Genomic DNA, 20412 nt, shown 5'->3' with positions numbered 1-20412 from the left:
ACTTCCATTTCTACTAGCTCTAGAAGCTCTTCATCATCAACCATGTCACATTTGTTCATGAATACGATGATGTAAGGAATACCAACCTGACGGCCTAGTAGGATGTGCTCACGAGTTTGTGGCATTGGACCATCTGTTGCAGCAACAACTAGGATACCACCGTCCATCTGTGCAGCACCTGTGATCATGTTTTTAACATAATCCGCGTGTCCTGGACAGTCTACGTGTGCGTAGTGACGTGCTGGAGTATCGTACTCTACGTGAGAAGTAGCGATTGTGATACCGCGCTCACGCTCTTCTGGAGCGTTATCGATAGATGCGAAGTCTTTCGCAACACCGCCGTACACTTTTGCAAGTGTAGTACAGATAGCAGCTGTCAGAGTTGTTTTACCGTGGTCAACGTGGCCGATAGTACCAACGTTTACGTGCGGTTTCGTACGTTCAAATTTTTCTTTAGACATGAGTTGTCCCTCTAGGTACGGATTTAGGTGGCTTTGATGACCACGCAACCAAAAAGTATTGGTGATAAAGTTACCTTCAATCACTAAACGTAGTTTAGTTAAAAGAAAGTATCAAAAGGAAAGTGAGCTTGAGAGCTGGTGCTGATACCCAGAGTCGAACTGGGGACCTCATCCTTACCAAGGATGCGCTCTACCGCCTGAGCTATATCAGCAACACTATTGAGTGGAGCGGGCAGCGGGAATCGAACCCGCATCATCAGCTTGGAAGGCTGAGGTAATAGCCATTATACGATGCCCGCAACACGTAACTCTGTGAGCTATTTCCTTTAGAATATGGTGGAGGGGGACGGATTCGAACCATCGAAGGCAGTGCCAGCAGATTTACAGTCTGATCCCTTTGGCCACTCGGGAACCCCTCCAAATTTTTACTCCAAATCTCTCATAAAGGAGAAATGGTGCCGACTACCGGAATCGAACTGGTGACCTACTGATTACAAGTCAGTTGCTCTACCTACTGAGCTAAGTCGGCATAAGTGGTGCGCATTCTATTGAATGATTTTCTAGCTTGCAATAGCTAATTTAAAAAAAAACGAGTTTTTACTTATTTTCCGCTTATTTGCTGAAAAAACGCACAAACCATCCGTAAAATGCGACTTATTGTTGCGCTTGTCGTTTTCAATCTGGTTGTGTTGTTGTATTTTCGCAACTCTTATCGTGAAACCTGGTTAGGAAGACTATGACACCTTATCTCTCTTTTAATCGTCAGCAGTGGGCAGAATTGCGTAATTCTGTACCTATGACGTTATCCGAAGAGGACCTGATTGAGCTGCAAGGGGTGAACGAAAGTCTCACAATGGAAGAAGCGGTAGAGATCTATCTTCCTCTTGCTCGCCTACTTAACCTATACATCTCTGCTCGCCAGAGCCGCAACACGGTATTGAACAACTTCCTGAGTAATCAAGAGTCCGCGCCACCGTTTATCATTGGTATCGCAGGCAGTGTCGCCGTAGGCAAAAGCACCACGGCACGATTACTTAAAGCCTTACTTTCTCGCTGGGACAAACACCCGAAAGTCGAGCTAGTCACCACAGACGGATTCTTATACCCAAAGAAGGCTCTAAACGAACGCGGTATTATGCACCGCAAAGGCTTTCCTGAATCTTACGACATCAAGCGTTTGGTTGAGTTTGTGTCCGATGTTAAAGCCGCAAAACCGAATCTTGAAGTCCCTCTTTACTCACACATTACTTATGATATTACCGATGAAGTCAAAGTGGTTGATAGACCCGACGTTTTGATCATTGAAGGCTTAAACGTATTGCAAAGCGGTATGGACTACCCTCACGACCCACATCGTGTTTTTGTCTCTGACTTTTTGGATTTCTCTATTTATGTCGATGCAGATTCAGATGTGATTGAAAGTTGGTATGTCGAACGCTTCTTAAAGTTTCGTCAAGGAGCTTTTACTAAACCTGGCTCTTACTTTAGTCACTATACAAAGCTCAGCGAAGCCGATGCTATCGATAAAGCACACGATATTTGGCAGACTATCAACGGCATTAACTTGTTGGAGAATATCTTGCCTACTAAAGGGCGTGCACAGTTGATGCTAAAGAAAGGTCAAGATCATCGCATTGAAGAGATTTTGCTGAGAAAGTAACGGAAAGCTAAAAATAATTAAGGGTTGGCACTGGTGCCAACCCTTTTTATTTTAGTGTTAAGCGGTCATTCACGAGAAGTAGAAACGACCGAGTAAGAAATCAAAAAAGACTCCCTACTTTGGCTCTGGTCCATATTGATTGTCGCCTGCCGTTCCTTTGATGAAACCACATTCAATCAAGATCCAAGCGCCACAAATCAATGCCGCTAACGAGCTTACCATTTGCAGTGTCGTACTTTGCCCAGCCAATGACGGATCGCCAACCGGTACTGTCATTCGGCCAATCACCAACGGGATATTCATCAACAACCACCAGCTAGATTTATTTCGATCATGCCAACGCTTAGCCGTGATCGCTAAATCAGGGATCAATACAATAATCAGAAAAACAGGCAAGATAAGATGAGCAAATGCAGGGAACAGGGCATTCATTCCAATGCCAAAACCTACAATCGCCAAGTAATAAATGACATTCCAAATCCAGAACACTTTACGCCCAATACGTCCTTGGAATGAAAACAGCAGTTCTTTAATCGACATCTGGTTACCTAAAAAATAAAACAAAAATCAAAAATTAGTTGGTCACTTTCTGAAAGCTCTCTTTATCCATATCGCGCACATTAACAGTCAAGCTTCGAACATGACTCGCTTGTTCTTGCAGTACCGTCATTAATTGACGGGATAGCTCACGTTTTTGTTCAGGCGTGCGCCCATCCAACAACTCAAAGCTAATATGCACGAAATCTACGCTATCTCCTTCGTCACCAATCAACCAATTATGGCAGCGTAATGCGCGAGACTTCACTGAACCGACATCAAACAAGCCACTTTGCAGCGCCACTTCATGCAAGTCTTCCAGTAACCCCTGAACATTAACACGCTCATCAACTGAATTGGAGTATTCCATTACTAGGTTTGGCATAGTAGTCCTCAAATGTAAGAGAGTTTCATCATTACAAATCATATTCTGTTCACTAGTAACAATTTATCGTGCTGTTTCCGAGTGATATCGCCCTATTCTGCCCATTAGATCACTCTAGTTTCGGCTCAATGTGTCAAATATGTGGGATGACAGCTCCAACCATTGGACGAGATCCGGTTAAGACATGACGGTAATCATGATCTTGCCAATTTTATCTGTTATATTCTTACGAAGATTTTTTACATTAATTGATTAAATACGGAGATATTCCTATGCGTCGTCCTGTAGTGATGGGTAACTGGAAACTTAACGGTAGCAAAGCAATGGTAACTGAGCTGCTAACTGGTCTTAACGCTGAACTTGAAGGCGTTGAAGGTGTTGACGTAGCAGTAGCTCCACCAGCACTTTACATCGACCTAGCTGAGCGTCTAATCGCAGAAGGCGGTAACAAGATCATCCTAGGTGCACAGAACACTGACCTAAACAACAGCGGTGCATTCACTGGTGATATGTCTCCTGAAATGCTGAAAGACTTCGGTGCTTCTCACATCATCATCGGCCACTCTGAGCGTCGTGAATACCACAACGAATCAGACGAGTTCGTTGCTAAGAAATTCAAATTCCTACAAGAGAATGGTCTAACACCTGTTTTCTGTATCGGTGAATCTGAAGCTCAAAACGAAGCGGGCGAAACTGAAGCAGTATGTGCACGTCAAATCAACGCAGTTATCGATGCTTACGGTGTTGAAGCTCTAAACGGCGCAATCATCGCTTACGAACCAATCTGGGCTATCGGTACTGGTAAAGCAGCGACAGCTGAAGATGCACAGCGCATCCACGCTTCTATCCGCGCTATGATCGCAGAGAAAGACGCAGCAGTTGCTGAGCAAGTAATCATCCAATACGGTGGTTCTGTTAAGCCAGAAAACGCTGAAGCTTACTTCGCACAACCAGACATCGATGGTGCTCTAGTTGGCGGCGCTGCTCTAAACGCAGCTGGTTTTGCTGCTATTGCTAAGGCAGCAGCTAAAGCAAAAGCTTAATTTTTCATTCGATTGAAAAATGAGTAGAAAGGTCAGCTTCGGCTGGCCTTTTTTGTGTCTCACAGTTCGATCAAGTATGCTACGCTTTTCGTCCATTCGAGCAGTTGTTCACCATGCAGGATAAGCACGGCCTACTCACGGGCCCCATCCCAACCGTATTACGTCAAATGACCATTCCGATGACCTTCGGCATGATCGCTATTTTGATGTTTAACTTGGTGGATACTTTCTTCATCTCCCTGCTCGGTACCGAAGCACTTGCAGCGATTAGCTATACCTTTCCCGTCACCTTTGCTGTCAACTGTATCACTATGGGCATTGGTATGGGCTTGTCGACCAATATTGGTCGCTTACTCGGGCAAGGTCATTCGCAAGATGCGGCGCGCTTTTCCACTCACGGTTTAATCCTCGCTGTAGTTTTAGTTGCCTTAGCTTGCAGTGTCGGTTTTTTCACTATTGAGCCGCTGTTTTTACAGCTTGGAGCTAAACCATCGCTCATCCCTATGATCGAGCAATACATGCAAATTTGGTACCTCACGATTCCTTTGCTCGTGATCCCGATGGCAGGAAATAGTGCCATCCGAGCAACTGGAGATACTAAAACACCCGCCAAAATCATGATGCTGGCAGGTTTTATTAATGGCGTTCTCGATCCATTGCTGATCTTTGGTTACGGCCCTTTCCCAGAACTTGGTATTCAGGGTGCAGCCATTGCCAGTGCCTTTAGCTGGTTAGGTGCACTTATTGGCTCTTTGTATGTCTTGGTTCGACGTGAAAAACTGCTCGGCTTACCTCACCCGCTCAAGCTCGTTAATGACTGGCGTTTAATTCTAAAAATTGGCACCCCTGCAGCCATTTCCAATGCAATGACGCCAATATCAGGTGCCATTCTAATGATGATGCTCTCTAGCCATGGAACCGCAGCTGTCGCGGCTTATGGCGCCGCACAACGTGTTGAATCAATTTTAATCTTAGTTCTGATGTCACTCACATCTGCACTGACTCCATTCATCGCGCAAAACATGGGCGCAAACAACCCACAACGCAGCTTTGCAGGGATGTTTCTCAGCATGCGCTTCTCTGTGTTATTTCAGCTCGGCGTGTTCTTAATGATGGTGCCTTTAAGTATTCCCCTTGCCTCACTATTTTCTCAAGAACAAAGCGTAAAAGACTTACTCTGGCATTATTTATTGGTGGTGCCATTTAGCTATGGCTTCCAAGGAATCGTCATGATGTTGATATCTGGCCTCAATGCCCTACATCAACCTCTAAAAGCATTTCAGTGGAGCAGTATGAGATTGTTCGCCTTTACCCTACCTAGCGCTTGGGTCGGTAGTCAGCTTTATGATATCGAAGGATTATTTATAGGCATTGCGCTCGGCAATATCATGGGTGGAATCTTAGGTTATCTCTATGCGTTGAAGTTAAGAGAGACTTACCTAGCTGAACATGCCAATGGTTAATTAAGCAATAAGTTAGATAGAAAAACACCGGCATTTCGCCGGTGTTTTATATTCGATTAATCTTGCTCAATGACTTCTTCATCTTCGTCGATATCAAGGTCGATATCCAACGGTTCTTGAGAAAGAATCACACCGGTATTATCCGCGTACAGATAATCTTCAGGTAGGAAGGTTACGCCACCAAAATTGACAGGGACATCCACCTCACCAATATTTTGCGATGTCGCCCCCACAGGGATAGATGCAAGGGCTTGAATACCAATGCTCATGTCTTCTAGTTCATCCACTTCACGGACGCAGCCGTAGACGACAATACCTTCCCATTCATTTTCTTCTGCTAATGCCGCAAGCTCAGCATCAATCAATGCGCGACGTAAGGAACCACCACCATCAACCAGCAGCACTCGGCCTAAACCATCTTGCTCTAGTATGTCTCGGATCAGCCCATTATCCTCAAAACACTTCACCGTCGTGATTTGTCCGGCGAAAGAGGCACTGCCGCCAAAGTTACTAAACATCGGCTCAACCACATCCACTTGTTCTAAGTAGATATCGCATAAGGCAGAGGTATTGTATTCCATTGTGTTCCTTCCCATACCGTTCGTCATCTCCATCGAGTATATAGGGACATTAAGTCATTGCAATGACAAGCATCACTTAACTGACGAGAGTTTGAGCTATAACAACCACAGCAAAAAGCAAGTTAGTTACCAAAGAACACTTCACAATCACTGGCATCATAGGAGCAATCTGCGCGGGCTGCTCTGCCATCCATACCGCTTTACCATGCTTGTAAACAACCAACATGCTTAATAGGAATGGAAGACTTATCCATACCGGGCCTGGTTGCAAAAGTAGGTAAACAATAAAGGCAAGCAGTGCGCCTACCAATAAAATCGTATGGTATTGCTTGGCCTTTTTCTGCCCGAGTCTCACCGCGACTGTACGCTTACCGCACACTTCATCGTTTTCTATATCACGCATGTTATTGATGTTGAGCACAGCAACGGCCAGCAAACCACAACCAATTGCAGGCAACACCAATGAAGGTGCAACTACGCCAGTGTGTAGGAAATAAGTACCTGCAACACCCAACAATCCGAAGAAAATAAACACAGAAATATCGCCAAGCCCTACATAACCATAAGGTTTATTACCTACGGTATAAGCTATCGCTGCGATAATGGCGAGTACGCCTAAACCGATAAAGGCTAAAATACTGTGCAGACTATCAAGAGCATAAAGAACTAATGCTAAGCCAGAAGCGATCGTCAGCAGCACATTGATAATAATGGCGTGCTTCATATCCGCTTGCGTCACTTCCCCTGACTGAATGGCACGCATGGGCCCTAAACGCTGTTCGTTGTCCGTGCCTTTGACGGCATCACCATAATCGTTCGCCAAGTTGGATAATATCTGCAGCAAAGTTGCGGTCAGGAATGCCAATAGTGCGACTGCAAATGAAAATTGTTGAGTTGAGTACGCCAATACACTACCAGTTAAGATAGAAACCAATGCTAAAGGCAAAGTTTTTGGGCGCGCGGCATCAAGCCAGATTCTAAGAGACTGTTTCATGTTTATAGTTTAGTCATAGAGAGCTAAAGAGAGATTGTGGCACATCAAACACATAGCTGAAAAATAAAAAAGGCCACCGAAGTGACCTTTTTCTAAATCTTGACGCAAGTTTAGCTTACTTTACACGACCTACGTATTCACCAGTACGAGTATCAACTTTGATCACTTCGCCAATTGAGATGAATAGAGGAACACGTACAACAGCGCCAGTTGAAAGTGTCGCTGGTTTGCCGCCTGTACCCTGAGTGTCACCTTTTAGGCCAGGGTCAGTATCTGTTACTTCTAGCTCAACGAAGTTTGGTGGAGTCACAACGATTGGGTTGCCGTTCCAAAGAGTTAGCATACAAGTGTTGTTTTCAACTAGCCACTTAGCGTTTTCGCCAACTGCTTTTACGTCAGCTGCGATTTGCTCGAACGTCTCATTGTTCATAAAGTGGTAGAATTCGCCGTCGTTATATAGATAATCTAGGTCAGTATCCATTACGTCTGCAACTTCACAAGTTTCACCAGACTTAAAGGTTTTCTCTAGAACTTTACCAGAAAGAAGCTTACGAATTTTTACACGGTTGAACGCTTGGCCTTTACCTGGCTTAACGTATTCGTTTTCCAAGATAACGCAAGGCTCGTTATCAAGCATTAGTTTTAGACCGCCTTTAAATTCATTGGTGCTAACAGTAGCCATTTTTTCCTCTTACATTCTTAGAGCTAAATTCAATGCCGCATATCATAACCCGAAAAGCCGAATCTGTTGAGCAAAACTGGCTCAAACAGCTAGCGAATGGGATCTCTGATCCTGCAAAACTGCTCGATCAGCTTGAAATTGATCCTACACCTTGGGTGCAGGGGTTCGAAGCCAGAAAGCTTTTTGCACAGCGTGTGCCGCAAAGTTTTGTCGATAGAATGGAAAAAGGCAATCCTTTTGATCCGCTTTTACGTCAAGTCTTACCCTTGTCAGAAGAGTTTGAAGTACATGCTGGTTACTCAACGGATCCTCTAGAAGAGCAGAGCAATGATATCCCGGGCTTACTTCACAAGTATCACAACCGTGCTCTCATGATTGTGAAAGGTGGTTGTGCAATTAACTGTCGCTATTGTTTTCGTCGACACTTCCCGTATCAAGACAACAAAGGCAGTAAAGCGGTCTGGCAGCAGAGCTTGGAGTATGTACAAGCTCATCCTGAGCTAAACGAAATCATCCTTTCCGGCGGCGACCCTCTCATGGCCAAGGATGATGAGTTGCAATGGTTGATCGATCACATTGCCGATATTCAACATATTAAGCGACTACGAATCCACACTCGCCTGCCCGTAGTAATCCCAGCTCGCGTAACCCAAGAACTGACTAACATACTTGCCAATACCCGTTTACAAGTGATTTTGGTCACTCATATTAATCATGCTCAAGAGATTAATGGCGAATTGCGAGCCGCTTTGAATACACTCAAAAAAGTTGATGTTACGCTGCTCAACCAAGGTGTGATGCTGAAAGGGGTCAACGACACGGTCGAAGCTCAAGTGAACTTAAGTGAAGCGTTATTTGATGCGGGAGTCTTGCCTTACTACATCCACGTTTTAGACAAGGTTCAAGGCGCAGCCCACTTCTTTGTTTCGGACCAACAAGCGAAAGCAATCATGAGCGGCGTGATTGAACGAGTATCAGGATATTTAGTGCCAAAGCTAACCCGAGAAATCGGTGGCCGAGCCAGTAAAACTCCATTAGATCTTCATTTAGAGTAATTATGAAAATCAAAGGCTTTACCTTAATAGAATTGGTCGTGGTGATTGTTGTGTTGGCTATATTAGCCGTGACCGCAATGCCACGATTTACGAGTTTTCAAGCCGATGCTCGAGTCTCAGCACTTCAGGGGCTCCAAGGCGGCATGCAGAGCGCAGCGGATATGATTCACCCAATCGCAATCCAACGCGGTTTAGATACTATCAGTCAAGCAGCCATCACCATTGAAGGTGAAACTGTCCTACTCGCTTGGGGTTATCCTGCCGCCGATTCAGCCAATACATGGAGCCGCCTTATCGTCAGTACCTTTTCTGACGCCATTTTTGATCCCGACGTTCCAGCTGAATGGTACTTTCACAATAATTCAGCCAACAACTGGATTCGCTTCATGACCCGATCAATGATCGATCCTAACAACAACTGTTTTTTACGCTATACGGAAGCTACTTCATCAGCACCACCAAGCTTTGAATTAGTTCAAACTGGCTGCTGAAAAATTTAATCCTCTAGATAAAAATCTTTTGTTCGATAGACAGGTCTATTATCTGCATACTCCGACGTTTTGGAGGTCAAAATGCAACCAGATATTCAATCATCTATCGAACAGCTGCTCGATCTTGGGCCATTCAGTTGGCTTGCGCTACTTTGCTGCGCCGTAAACGGCATTCTTGTTGGTGTCGAACGTCAAACACGTGGAAAGCCTGTAGGGATTCGTACCTCAATTCTCGTGATTTCAGGTACTTACTTCTTCATGTCTATGGCCGTATCACTTTCTCCAAATACACTTGATCAAGCTCGCGTGCTCGGCCAGATCATCACTGGTGTTGGTTTCTTAGGTGCCGGGGTTATGATGACGCTTGATGGTAAAATTCATGGCGTGACCTCTGCAGCAGTCATTTGGGTATTAGCCGCTCTTGGGATGATGATTGGCTTGGGCTACATGCAGCAATCGGTCGTCATTACCGTGTTGGTACTCACGGTACTACTGGGGGTCGACAAAGCCGAAAACCGCATCAAGTCACTCCGCCGCGGCGTGCATCAGAAATTCCAAAGCCGAAAAATTGCTCGTCCAAAACCATGATCTGTACGGCGCTTTTCATAGTTATGCTATTGATTTAACGCCGCAACTTGACTCAAAACAAAGAACCGACCAATAACAAACAACTGCCACCAGATAAGCATATTTCCTCACATTTCCGACTACCACTTTTGGGTAGCATGATCATAACTTTTTTGTTCCTAATGTAGGTTTTGATTATGTTTTATGTACATATGCTCCTGCTTCTTACGGTGATATTCATCGGTATCCGCCATGGAGGCATTGCTTTTGGTTTACTCGGTGGCCTAGGTGTCTCGGTGCTTGCCTTCGTATTCGGTGTGGCTCCTGGCTCTCCTCCAGTCAGTGTGATGCTGATCATTTTGGCAGTAGTGGCCGCTTCAGCAACACTGGAAGCCACAGGTGGTTTGCAGCTGTTAGTCAAATTTGCGGAAAAGCTGCTGCGTAAGCACCCAAATCAGATCGTTTTTCTTGGCCCGCTTTGTACGTACTCATTAACCGTTCTGGTTGGTACTGGCCACTCCGTCTATCCACTTCTTCCTGTTATCTATGACGTTGCCTACAAGAAAGGTATTCGCCCTGAGCGCCCAATGGCAATGGCGACTGTGGCATCTCAAATGGGGATTACTGCGAGCCCGATTGCAGCGGCGGCGGCAGTTGTGATGGCAACGGCAGCAGACAATAGTCTAGATATCAGCTTAGCCAATGTGCTGCTTGTAACGATTCCTGCAACCTTAATTGGTGTGCTGGTTGGCTGTACATGGAGCCTAAGACGAGGCAAAGATTTGGCTGATGACCAAGAGTTTATCACCCGCTGCCAAGATCCTGAATTCAAACAACAGCTTGAAGATAGTCAACAAGAAAACGGTGACGATGCTGAGATAGGTAGCCAAGCAAAAAAAGGTCTCACAATCTTCATGGCGGGTATTGTCACTGTCATCTTTGTTGCGATGTTTGGTAAAGATCTCTCTCTTCTACCAGAAGGCGTGAAAATGTCGGTAGCGATTCAGTTCTTGATGCTTTCTGTTGGTGCACTAATCTTGCTGACCACCAAAGTCGATCCGAAAAAAATCGTTCACAGTAATGTGTTCATTGCAGGTATGACAGCAGTGGTGATCATCTTTGGTATCGCCTGGATGAGTGACACTATTATCGGCTTCCATAAACCCTATTTGATCAGCTTAGTCAGCGATATTGTAGCGGCGCATCCATGGACCTTTGCGATTGCAATGTTTGTGGTATCGGTATTCTTGAAAAGCCAAGCTGCCGTGCTCACCATCATGTTACCGCTCGGCTTTGCTATGGGTATCCCAGCGCCAGTACTGATTGGTGTACTACCCGCTTGTTACGCTTATTTCTTCTTCCCGTTCTACCCAAGCGACCTTGCAGCGATCACCTTTGACCGCTCTGGTACAACCCAAATCGGCAAGTATGTTCTCAATCACAGCTTCCTATTGCCTGGGTTCATTGGCGTCATCACTGCAACGACGGTTGGTTACGTGATCTCAACAGCCATCAACTAATAACATCAGTATAAAGAACAAAAAGCCAGCAGATTACTCTGCTGGCTTCTTTAATTCGATTTGTTTCAAAGCAAAGGCTTAGAACAGCTCTTCTGCAACCTTGTATAGGTCTTCACGCACTGGACGCTTCATGTTCTCGATAGCATCAATGATATCGTGGTGAACAAGCTGCTCTTTTTGAATACCAACACAACGACCACCGTGGCCTTCCATTAGTAGGTGAACAGCATAGTTACCCATGCGAGAAGCTAGAACGCGGTCAAACGCTGTTGGGCGACCACCACGTTGAATGTGACCAAGAACCGTTGCACGAGTCTCACGACCAGTCGCCGCTTCGATCTCTTTAGCAAGCTCGTTCGCATCCATCATTAGCTCAGTCAACGCGATGATTGCGTGCTTTTTGCCTTTCTCAATACCATCTTGGATATTACCGATCAGCTTTTGCTTATCTAGACCAGTTTCAGGGGTAATGATGTACTCACAGCCACCCGCAATCGCAGACATCAGAGTTAGGTCACCACAGTGACGGCCCATGATTTCAACGATAGAAATACGCTGGTGAGAAGATGAAGTATCACGTAGACGGTCAATCGCATCGATAACTGTGTTCAACGCTGTTAGGTAACCGATTGTGTAATCAGTACCTGCGATGTCGTTATCGATCGTGCCTGGAAGACCGATACATGGGTAACCCATTTCAGTTAGCTTCTTCGCGCCCATGTAAGAGCCGTCACCGCCGATAACAACTAGAGCTTCAATGCCGTGCTTCTGTAGGTTTTCGATCGCTTTTTGACGAACTTCTACTTCTTTAAATTCAGGGAAACGCGCTGAACCTAGGAAAGTACCGCCTTTGTTGATCACATCAGAAACGCTTGAACGATCCAGTTTTTCAATACGGTCTTCGTATAGGCCTAAGTAGCCGTCAAATACACCGAAAACTTCTAAACCTTCAGATAGTGCTGTGCGAACCACGCCACGAACTGCTGCGTTCATACCTGGTGCGTCACCGCCACTAGTCAAGACACCGATCTTCTTAATCATGCTCACCCTCGATTTTTGGGAATCTTATTTCAATTTTTACGTCAGCCGCTTACATGAAAGCCACTGACTGAATTCCTTTAACTGTGCAATATGTTACCTTTCCTAACTAGGAATACTACTTTTATTTGCACGAAACTATGTAACTTTTCTACTTATGTAAGAGTATTACAGTTTTGTTTATTAACTTAATTGATACACATCAGGATCACGTTTAAAAGTGAACCCGCTGAAAAGATAGTCAATAAGTTGCGGTTTGTCGCGCTGTAATCCATTACCACCCTTGAGACTTTTGCACTTTCTCTTCACCCAGCACCACGGAATAAGGATCTTGGTGAATCAGTACATCTGAATCAGGGAAGAGCTCAAGCATTTTTTCTTCAACCTCATCAGATATTCGATGCGCTTCAATTAATGGCAAATGATCTTCCAATTCTAAGTGAAGTTGAATAAAGCGCGTTGGGCCTGACATTCGAGTGCGCAGTTGATGCACCCCTAATACCCCTTCTACTGACAGACACTGTTCACGAATCTCTGTTAGTTCGCTATCTGGTAGCTTTCTATCGAGCAAGGTCTGAATCGCCTCTTGAACCATTTTAAAAGCGCTGTAGAGAATAAACACACCAATACCAATCGCGAATACCGAGTCAGCTTGCGTGATCCCAAACCAACTCAAGCCAAGCGCTAACATGATCGCCGCATTCATATAAAGGTCAGATTGATAATGCAATGAGTCAGCAGCAATGGCTTGGCTACCCGTCTTATTGACCACATGCTTTTGGAATCGCACCAAAGCAAAAGTAACCACAATGGCAAAAAAACTCACATAAACGCCATACTCTGGTGATTGAAGCTCGTGAGGTCGGAAGAATCGCTCGATACCATTTAAGATGAGGAACACCGCTGAACCAGAGATAAACATCGCTTGAGCCAATGCAGCTAAAGACTCGGCCTTACCGTGGCCAAAGGTATGTTCTCGGTCTGCGGGTTGAAGGGAATAACGGACAACCACTAAATTCACCAGTGATGCCGCAATATCTAATAACGAGTCAATTAAAGAGGCGAGTAGACTCACAGAGCCCGTTACCCACCAAGCACCAACTTTTACCACCAACAGAAGCGTCGCCACTATAGTCGCCGTCCAAGCAGCCATAGTGACTAAACGTGCATATTCTTGTTTCATACAGAGTGTTCAATAAACCAACATTGCTTTTAGTATAACCTGTCGAATGTTGAATAAAAATGGCATAAAAAAAGCGACCATCAGGTCGCCTTTCTCTATAGCTGTGAATTACTTATCTGCAAAACGCTTTTGCATTTTGTCTGCGCACTTCCCCGCACGCTCTTGTTGCAATTCAGTAAATTTCGCTTTTTGCTCCGGTGTTAGCACACTCAGCATTTGATGCTGCTTCTCAAGCATTTTCACTTTTCGCTCTGTTTGCTGTTCCACCATCGATTTCGCTAAGTCACTCGCTGCGGCTTCATCAAAGTTATCCGCAAGCACTAATGCTTGAACTTTCGCGTGGTGTGCTTGCATCTCTGCTTGGCGAGTTTCAAAGTTCTCTTTAAAATTTGCTTTCATCTGCTGTTTACCAGATTCACGCATCTCTTTAAGCTGATCTTTTTGTGCATCGGTAAGGTCTAGTTGACGCATAATACCGCGGTCAAAACCACCACACTCTCCGTGGCCACCTTTCTTATGATCTTTTCCACCGAAAGCAAACGCACTTGCCGTACCTAGAGTCAGAGGAAGAACTACTGCCGCTAATACTAATTTCTTTGCCATTTTCATAATCGTACCTTTCACTTTATCTATTGGATTGAGCTGTTTTGCAGCGCTTGAGTGTAGAATACGACTTGTTGTGTAAAGCAACGTACATCGAGCGTAAAGAATCGTAAAGAGTACCAATGATGCTAAATCAATAATGCATTTAGCAGTAAACTAGCCTTAATAACACGACATGAGAATTTGCTATGCCACATATCTTATTAATTGACGACGATACTGAGTTAACCAGTTTATTGAAAGAAGTACTCTCTTTTGAGGGGTTTGACGTATCGGAAGCGAATAATGGAGAAGAAGGGCTCGCAAAGCTCAGCTCAGAGATCGATCTCATTCTGCTTGACGTCATGATGCCTAAGCTCAATGGCATGGAAACACTCAAACGCTTGCGAGAAAACTGGGAAACACCCGTACTTATGTTAACCGCCAAAGGTGAAGAAATAGATCGAGTGATTGGTCTTGAACTTGGCGCGGATGATTACCTTCCTAAGCCTTTCAGTGACCGAGAATTACTCGCACGTATTCGCGCGATTTTACGTCGAACCCAGTCAATCACCTCAAATAAATCAGCAAAAAGCTCTGACTGTATCGAGTACCAAGATATTCAAGTTTTCCCTGGTAAGCAGGAAGCGTTTTGCCAAGGCCAGCAACTAGAGTTGACCACAACCGAATTTGCTTTACTAAGTCACTTTGTACAAAACCCTGGCGAGACCATTACCAAAGAAACGCTTAGTCTTGATGTGCTTGGTAAGCGTTTGGCTGCGTTTGATCGCGCTATTGATATGCATGTTTCCAACTTACGCAAAAAGCTGCCTGAACGTGAAGATGGCAAGTCTCGTATTAAGACGCTACGAGGGCGTGGCTACTTACTGGTTGAGGAGGATTAATGCGCCTACCTAAGATCACGAGTTTATATGGCCGCATCTTTGCCATTTTCTGGTTCACGATGTTTCTCGTGTTGATGGCGGTACTGTCTCTTCCCCATCTCGATCCTCGAAAAGCCCGTGATATTCCCGCGGATCACTACAAGCGTTTAGTCGATATTACTCATAGTATTGAAAAGAAATACGGACGCGAAGAGAGCCTTGCCAAAGTATTATTCAAGCTAGAAGGCGGTAAGCGTTCGCCCAAAGATCCAAGGCCACGCTTCTTTGTGACCGATACAGAAGGCAACATTTTAACCACGCAAGATCGCAAAAACTACCGATATCGAGCGCTACAAAACTTCATCACTAGCGTTGAAGTGCCTGGGCAACCACAACAGAAACTCTATGGTCATTACATGGTTGCGGGTCCATTACCTGTAACTTTAGCTAAACAGGATCTATTGCTCTATATCGGCGTGAAGTGGAATGAACCACCACCCTTTTTACTTCGCATGTTCGATAAACCTTTCCAGCTTCTGTTTGCCGTGATGTTAGTGAGTACACCATTGCTTCTTTGGCTCGCATGGGCATTGAGCCAGCCAGCTCGTAAACTTGAACGTGCAGCCAAACGAGTGGCGAGAGGAGAGTTCGTCGTCGACCCAACACTTGAAAAAGGCACCAGTGAATTCAGACAAGCCGGCACCAGCTTTAACCAGATGGTTGAAGCCGTCAATCAGATGATCTCAGGCCAGCAGCGTTTACTATCTGACATCTCCCACGAGTTACGCTCACCATTAACCCGTCTACGTATGGCCAATGCTTTAGCCACACGTAAACAAGGTGAGAGCCCTGAACTCACACGTATTGATACTGAAGCTCAACGCTTAGAACAGATGATTGGAGAGTTACTTGAATTATCACGAATGCAAGTCGATAGCCATTTAACTCGCGAACCTCAACCATTGACCAGTTTATGGGAAGCGATCCTCTCTGACGCGCAGTTTGAAGCGGAGCAAATGGGTAAAGCGCTCACTTACTCTTCACTGCCAGAGCGCACAATCACAGGCAACCCAAAACTACTAATGAGCGCGTTAGATAACATTGTACGAAATGCCATTTATTACGGAAAAGACGAAATAAACGTTGAGATATCGAGTGCAGAAAACCAAGTATTAATCGCTGTTGATGACAATGGTCAAGGCGTCCCTGAAGAAGAGCTAGAGTCTATCTTCCGACCATTCTATCGCGTCTCTACTGCACGTGATAGGCATAGTGGTGGTACAGGCCTAGGTCTGGCGATTACCGAAAATGCCATTCGCCAACATAGTGGCACGATTGAAGCGAAGCAAAGTTCATTAGGTGGATTGAGAATAGAGATCCACTTACCACTTCATGCGGACGAATAACCTTACAAAATCACAGTTGATAATAGATCTCATTATCATTTAAAGTAAATCCTTCAATTATGGAGGATTTACTATGTCTCACACTTTTCCTGACCTGCCTTACGCATACGATTCGCTTGAGCCTTACATTGATGCAAAAACAATGGAAGTGCACTACAGCAAACATCACAAGACCTATTTTGATAAGTTCATTGCTGCGATCAACGGAACGGAGTTAGAGAATACACCTCTGTCTGAAATTTTTGCCAATATCTCTCAACATGCTCCGGCCGTTCGCAATAATGGCGGCGGCTTTTACAACCACGTCTTGTACTGGAATTGCATGACCCCAAACGGTGGTGGTTGCCCAAATGGCGAGCTAATGAATGCGATTATCGAGACTTTCGGCAGCTTCGCTCAATTCCAACAGCTATTTACTGATGCAGCAATTAATACCTTTGGATCTGGCTTTGCTTGGCTTGTCGTTAAAGAAGGTCAACTCCACATCACCTCCACCAGCAATCAAGATAACCCACTAATGGATGTCGCATCAATTCAGGGCGAACCCATTCTTGCCTTGGATGTTTGGGAGCATGCTTACTACATCAGCTACCAGAACCGCCGTCCAGAATACATTGATGCATGGTGGAACGTGGTGAACTGGGATGCTGTCAGCAAGAATTATCATCATGCCCTTACGCAAGGTGCTTAACGCAAATTGAACGAGCATAAAAACTAACAACATCAGGCTTGGCGGCTACTGTAAGCCGCCTTATACTTTCTAGCCTCAATTATCTCAGCTATTAAGAAGTCCAATATGTTTGATATCGCCCTCTATGAGCCAGAAATCGCACCCAACACGGGCAACATTATCCGCCTGTGTGCCAACTGCGGGGCTAACTTGCATTTGATTGAACCACTCGGCTTTGATTTGGAAGAGAAGAAAGTGCGACGTGCAGGTTTGGATTACCACGATCTGGCGCGTGTCACTCGCCACAAAGATTACCAAGCCTTCATCAAGTATCTAGAAGAGAATCGTAAAGGCTACCGCATTTTTGCTTGTACAACGAAAACCACTGGTCATCACGTTGATGCTGACTTCCAGCAAGGCGATGTGCTGCTATTTGGCCCAGAAACTCGTGGCCTACCAGCAGATCTTATTGAGAGTATGCCAATGGAACAACGTATCCGTATTCCGATGATGCCCGATGCTCGCAGCTTGAACTTATCTAATGCTGTCGCGATCATTGCCTTTGAGGCGTGGCGACAAATGGGCTTTGAAGGCGCTCAGTAAAAACAAAAAACGGACTCAAATGAGTCCGTTTTTTCATAATCGAGCAAAAGCTTGTTTCTTTATGGGCGAGCCACAAAACCAACCGCTTCGTATGCTTTTTTCAGCGTTTCTGCTGCGCGAGCTGATGCTTTCTCAGCACCTTGCTTCATCACTTGGTCCATGTATGCGCGGTCTGCTCGAATACGGTGGTACTCAGCTTGAATAGGCTCTAACATTTCAACCAATGCTTGACCAACATCTTTCTTGAATGGACCGTACATTTCAACGCCCTGGTACTTCGCTTCGATCTCTTCAAAGCTCATACCTGTTGCTGCAGAGTAAAGACCCATTAGGTTAGAAATACCAGCTTTGTTTTCCCAGTCATGTGCGATACGTGGTGGTGTCTCAGCATCTGTCTGAGCTTTGTTAATCTTCTTAATGATTGACTTCGGCTCTTCAAGCAGCGTGATAACGTTTTTACGGTTATCGTCTGACTTCGACATTTTCTTCGTCGCATCTTGCAGGCTCATTACACGAGCATTCACAGTTGGAATGTACGGTTCTGGTACTTGGAAGATTGGCTGCTCTGGTGAATAGATGTTGTTAAAGCGGTTCGCAATGTCACGCGCAAGTTCAAGGTGCTGCTTCTGATCGCTACCCACAGGTACTTGGTGCGCGCCATACAGTAAGATATCTGCCGCCATCAACACTGGGTAGTCAAACAGACCCACGTTCACATCGCCAAATTGGCTAGAGCTGTCTTTAGAGTAACGGGCAGATTTGTCTTTAAACTGAGTCATACGGCCCAGTTCACCCATTTGGGTGTAACAGTTAAGAAGCCAACCAAGTTGAGCATGCTCTGGTACATGTGACTGAACAAATAGCGTGCTCTTTTCTGGATCAACACCAACGGCAAGACAAATTGCTAATGCGTCAAGTGTCGCTTCATGCAGTGCTTTCGGATCCTGACGAACCGTAATTGCGTGAAGGTCAACTACACAGTATTGGCAATCGTAATCATCTTGCATCTGTTGCCATTGACGTAGAGCACCCAAGTAGTTACCGATACTTAGTTCACCTGATGGTTGAACACCACTCAATACGATGGGTTTGCTCATGGGAATAGTTCCTTTGACTTCTTAATCTAAATAAATGAAAAAACCGTGTCGATTCAGGCATCATTACCTAGTGACACGGTTTACTCAGTGTACTCATTAACGAGTATTTTGGAAGATCTTTTGTTGCCGTTAGGCTGAAACAGCGACCACTTCAACCAAATCTGCGATGGTGTCCGCGACATAATCTGGGTTAGACGCGGAAATCGGTTCGCCATGGTTATAACCGTAAGTCAGACCGAACGAATGACAACCTGCATTTTTTGCTGCTTTGATATCGTTACTTGAGTCGCCCACCATCATCATCTCTTGAGGCTGACAATTGTGTTTTTCCATTAACCAATTCAACGCCATTGGATTTGGCTTCTTCTCGGGGAAAGTATCACCACCAATAACATCGACAAAGTACTTATCAATACCATGTTTCGCCAATACATCTGGCACAAACTTAGAAGGTTTGTTGGTCACCAGCGCCATGGTAAAGCCGGCTTTGTGCAACTCAGCCAAAGTCTCTTTGACGGCAGGGTACAAGTGGCTTAGCTTGTGGCCACTTTTTTCATAGTAATCATCAAATAGAACACGTGCCTTGGCATGCAGTTCAGGGTCTAGGTCAGGAGAGACCGTTAAACTACGGCTAAGAGAGCGACCAATCAAAATATCAGCACCATTGCCTACGTAGTCGCGAACTTGTTCTTCTGTCACTGCTGGATAACCCAACGCTTGTACCGCTTGATCAGCAGCAACCGCTAAGTCAGGTACGCTATCGAGCAGCGTACCGTCTAAATCAAATGCAATTAATTTAATGTCGCTCATTGAATCAGTTAACCTTTGCTAGCTCTGTGCGCATTTGGTCAATAACTTCTTTGTAGTCAGGCTGGTTAAAGATAGCTGAACCAGCCACGAACATATCTGCACCGGCTTCTGCGATCTCTTTAATGTTATCAACCTTCACACCACCGTCGATTTCTAGGCGAATATCACGGCCAGATGCATCAATCATCTTGCGTACTGCGCGCAGTTTATCAAGCGTGTTAGGAATGAATGATTGGCCACCAAAGCCCGGGTTTACTGACATCAAAAGAATCATATCGACTTTGTCCATGATGTACTCAAGATGGGATAGCGGCGTTGCTGGGTTTAATACCACACCCGCTTTACAGCCGTGCTCTTTGATCAGTTGTAGCGTGCGGTCAACGTGCTCTGAAGCTTCCACGTGAAAAGTGATCATCGATGCACCCGCTTTAGCAAAATCAGGAATGATGCGATCAACAGGCTTCACCATTAGGTGAACATCAATTGGTGCCGTGATGCCGTAGTCACGCAATGCCTGACAGATTGGTGCGCCGAAAGTCAGGTTTGGTACGTAGTGGTTGTCCATTACGTCAAAGTGAACCACATCTGCGCCTGCTGCGAGTACTTTTTCTACATCTTCGCCTAAGCGAGCCATATCTGCAGACAGAATCGATGGAGCGATAAGGAAATCTTTCATACCTGACCTCTAGGTTTAATTGGC

Annotated in this window: 23 protein-coding genes and 4 tRNA genes; 11 read left to right on the top strand and 16 right to left on the bottom strand. The window is 45.2% G+C overall.

Annotated elements, in window-relative coordinates:
• From GVO60_RS17415 to GVO60_RS17395, 5 genes are all read right to left on the bottom strand, one after another.
• Positions 1–461: GTP-binding protein (locus GVO60_RS17415; RefSeq protein ID WP_159656289.1), on the bottom strand; the 461-nt coding region annotated here is incomplete at its 3' end.
• 136 nt (positions 462–597) lie between these two features.
• Positions 598–673 (bottom strand) — tRNA-Thr (locus GVO60_RS17410).
• A 12-nt stretch (positions 674–685) separates the two neighbouring features.
• Positions 686–760: transfer RNA gene (locus GVO60_RS17405), tRNA-Gly, on the bottom strand.
• Between the two features lie 35 nt (positions 761–795).
• A tRNA-Tyr gene (locus GVO60_RS17400) sits at positions 796–880 on the bottom strand.
• 34 nt (positions 881–914) lie between these two features.
• Positions 915–990, bottom strand: a tRNA-Thr gene (locus tag GVO60_RS17395).
• A gap of 207 nt (positions 991–1197) precedes the next feature.
• Between GVO60_RS17395 and coaA the strand changes: the two genes are divergently transcribed.
• Positions 1198–2121: a type I pantothenate kinase gene (gene coaA, locus GVO60_RS17390; RefSeq protein WP_159656287.1), complete on the top strand. Its 924-nt coding sequence runs from the start codon at positions 1198–1200 to the stop codon at positions 2119–2121.
• A 114-nt stretch (positions 2122–2235) separates the two neighbouring features.
• Here the strand turns inward: coaA and GVO60_RS17385 are convergent, their stop codons facing one another.
• Entirely contained in the window at positions 2236–2661 is a 426-nt protein-coding gene (locus GVO60_RS17385) for a DUF805 domain-containing protein (RefSeq protein WP_159656285.1), read from the bottom strand.
• 34 nt (positions 2662–2695) lie between these two features.
• Positions 2696–3043, bottom strand: a complete 348-nt coding sequence (locus GVO60_RS17380; RefSeq protein WP_159656283.1) for a 5-carboxymethyl-2-hydroxymuconate Delta-isomerase — start codon at positions 3041–3043, stop codon at positions 2696–2698.
• Between the two features lie 272 nt (positions 3044–3315).
• Between GVO60_RS17380 and tpiA the strand changes: the two genes are divergently transcribed.
• Complete coding sequence (gene tpiA, locus GVO60_RS17375) at positions 3316–4086, top strand: triose-phosphate isomerase (protein WP_159656281.1); 771 nt, start codon at positions 3316–3318, stop codon at positions 4084–4086.
• A 113-nt stretch (positions 4087–4199) separates the two neighbouring features.
• Entirely contained in the window at positions 4200–5549 is a 1350-nt protein-coding gene (locus GVO60_RS17370) for an MATE family efflux transporter (RefSeq protein WP_159656279.1), read from the top strand.
• 56 nt (positions 5550–5605) lie between these two features.
• Here GVO60_RS17370 and rraA read toward each other — a convergent pair whose 3' ends face one another.
• From rraA to efp, 3 genes are all read right to left on the bottom strand, one after another.
• Positions 5606–6130, bottom strand: coding sequence for a ribonuclease E activity regulator RraA (rraA, locus tag GVO60_RS17365; protein WP_159656277.1), 525 nt, complete (start codon positions 6128–6130; stop codon positions 5606–5608).
• Positions 6131–6206: 76 nt separating this feature from the next.
• On the bottom strand, positions 6207–7124 hold the full coding sequence (locus GVO60_RS17360) for a 1,4-dihydroxy-2-naphthoate polyprenyltransferase (protein ID WP_159656275.1): 918 nt from the start codon (positions 7122–7124) through the stop codon (positions 6207–6209).
• 115 nt (positions 7125–7239) lie between these two features.
• Positions 7240–7806 carry an elongation factor P gene (gene efp, locus GVO60_RS17355; protein ID WP_004415903.1) on the bottom strand — a complete coding sequence of 189 codons (567 nt, stop codon included), beginning with the start codon at positions 7804–7806 and terminating at the stop codon, positions 7240–7242.
• 32 nt (positions 7807–7838) lie between these two features.
• Here efp and epmB point away from each other — a divergent pair, with 32 nt between their 5' ends.
• From epmB to GVO60_RS17335, 4 genes are all read left to right on the top strand, one after another.
• Positions 7839–8861 (top strand): EF-P beta-lysylation protein EpmB, encoded by a 1023-nt coding sequence (gene epmB / locus GVO60_RS17350; protein WP_159656273.1) that lies wholly within the window; start codon positions 7839–7841, stop codon positions 8859–8861.
• A gap of 2 nt (positions 8862–8863) precedes the next feature.
• Positions 8864–9352 carry a prepilin-type N-terminal cleavage/methylation domain-containing protein gene (locus tag GVO60_RS17345; protein WP_159656271.1) on the top strand — a complete coding sequence of 163 codons (489 nt, stop codon included), beginning with the start codon at positions 8864–8866 and terminating at the stop codon, positions 9350–9352.
• Positions 9353–9433: 81 nt separating this feature from the next.
• Entirely contained in the window at positions 9434–9940 is a 507-nt protein-coding gene (locus GVO60_RS17340) for an MgtC/SapB family protein (RefSeq protein ID WP_371862487.1), read from the top strand.
• A 176-nt stretch (positions 9941–10116) separates the two neighbouring features.
• A complete protein-coding gene (locus tag GVO60_RS17335) occupies positions 10117–11439 on the top strand; it encodes an anaerobic C4-dicarboxylate transporter (protein WP_159656269.1) in 1323 nt (440 codons plus the stop codon).
• Between the two features lie 78 nt (positions 11440–11517).
• On the opposite strand, the gene pfkA is transcribed toward GVO60_RS17335, so the two are convergent.
• The 3 genes from pfkA to GVO60_RS17320 form a co-directional block, all read right to left on the bottom strand.
• Complete coding sequence (gene pfkA, locus GVO60_RS17330) at positions 11518–12480, bottom strand: 6-phosphofructokinase (protein WP_159656267.1); 963 nt, start codon at positions 12478–12480, stop codon at positions 11518–11520.
• Positions 12481–12751: 271 nt separating this feature from the next.
• On the bottom strand, positions 12752–13660 hold the full coding sequence (gene fieF / locus GVO60_RS17325) for a CDF family cation-efflux transporter FieF (RefSeq protein WP_159656265.1): 909 nt from the start codon (positions 13658–13660) through the stop codon (positions 12752–12754).
• Between the two features lie 108 nt (positions 13661–13768).
• Positions 13769–14269, bottom strand: a complete 501-nt coding sequence (locus tag GVO60_RS17320) for a CpxP family protein (RefSeq protein WP_159656263.1) — start codon at positions 14267–14269, stop codon at positions 13769–13771.
• A 182-nt stretch (positions 14270–14451) separates the two neighbouring features.
• Here GVO60_RS17320 and GVO60_RS17315 point away from each other — a divergent pair, with 182 nt between their 5' ends.
• From GVO60_RS17315 to trmL, 4 genes are all read left to right on the top strand, one after another.
• Positions 14452–15147 carry a response regulator gene (locus GVO60_RS17315; protein WP_159656261.1) on the top strand — a complete coding sequence of 232 codons (696 nt, stop codon included), beginning with the start codon at positions 14452–14454 and terminating at the stop codon, positions 15145–15147.
• Positions 15147–16532 carry an envelope stress sensor histidine kinase CpxA gene (cpxA, locus tag GVO60_RS17310; protein WP_159656259.1) on the top strand — a complete coding sequence of 462 codons (1386 nt, stop codon included), beginning with the start codon at positions 15147–15149 and terminating at the stop codon, positions 16530–16532. Before GVO60_RS17315 ends, cpxA begins: the two co-directional genes overlap by 1 nt.
• A gap of 73 nt (positions 16533–16605) precedes the next feature.
• Complete coding sequence (locus GVO60_RS17305) at positions 16606–17223, top strand: superoxide dismutase (protein ID WP_159656257.1); 618 nt, start codon at positions 16606–16608, stop codon at positions 17221–17223.
• 105 nt (positions 17224–17328) lie between these two features.
• A complete protein-coding gene (gene trmL, locus GVO60_RS17300; RefSeq protein WP_159656255.1) occupies positions 17329–17805 on the top strand; it encodes a tRNA (uridine(34)/cytosine(34)/5-carboxymethylaminomethyluridine(34)-2'-O)-methyltransferase TrmL in 477 nt (158 codons plus the stop codon).
• Between the two features lie 59 nt (positions 17806–17864).
• Here the strand turns inward: trmL and trpS are convergent, their stop codons facing one another.
• The 3 genes from trpS to rpe all read right to left on the bottom strand — a co-directional run bounded on the left by trpS (position 17865) and on the right by rpe (position 20388).
• Positions 17865–18902: a tryptophan--tRNA ligase gene (gene trpS / locus GVO60_RS17295; RefSeq protein WP_159656253.1), complete on the bottom strand. Its 1038-nt coding sequence runs from the start codon at positions 18900–18902 to the stop codon at positions 17865–17867.
• Between the two features lie 129 nt (positions 18903–19031).
• On the bottom strand, positions 19032–19712 hold the full coding sequence (locus tag GVO60_RS17290) for a phosphoglycolate phosphatase (protein WP_159656251.1): 681 nt from the start codon (positions 19710–19712) through the stop codon (positions 19032–19034).
• Between the two features lie 4 nt (positions 19713–19716).
• On the bottom strand, positions 19717–20388 hold the full coding sequence (rpe, locus tag GVO60_RS17285) for a ribulose-phosphate 3-epimerase (RefSeq protein WP_159656249.1): 672 nt from the start codon (positions 20386–20388) through the stop codon (positions 19717–19719).
• Positions 20389–20412 lie beyond the last annotated feature (24 nt).

Origin of the sequence: Vibrio atypicus (genome assembly GCF_009811315.1) — a bacterium.
GTDB lineage: Bacteria > Pseudomonadota > Gammaproteobacteria > Enterobacterales > Vibrionaceae > Vibrio > Vibrio atypicus.
The sequence above is the reverse complement of the archived record's forward strand: the minus strand, read 5'-3'. Positions and strand labels throughout refer to the sequence as shown.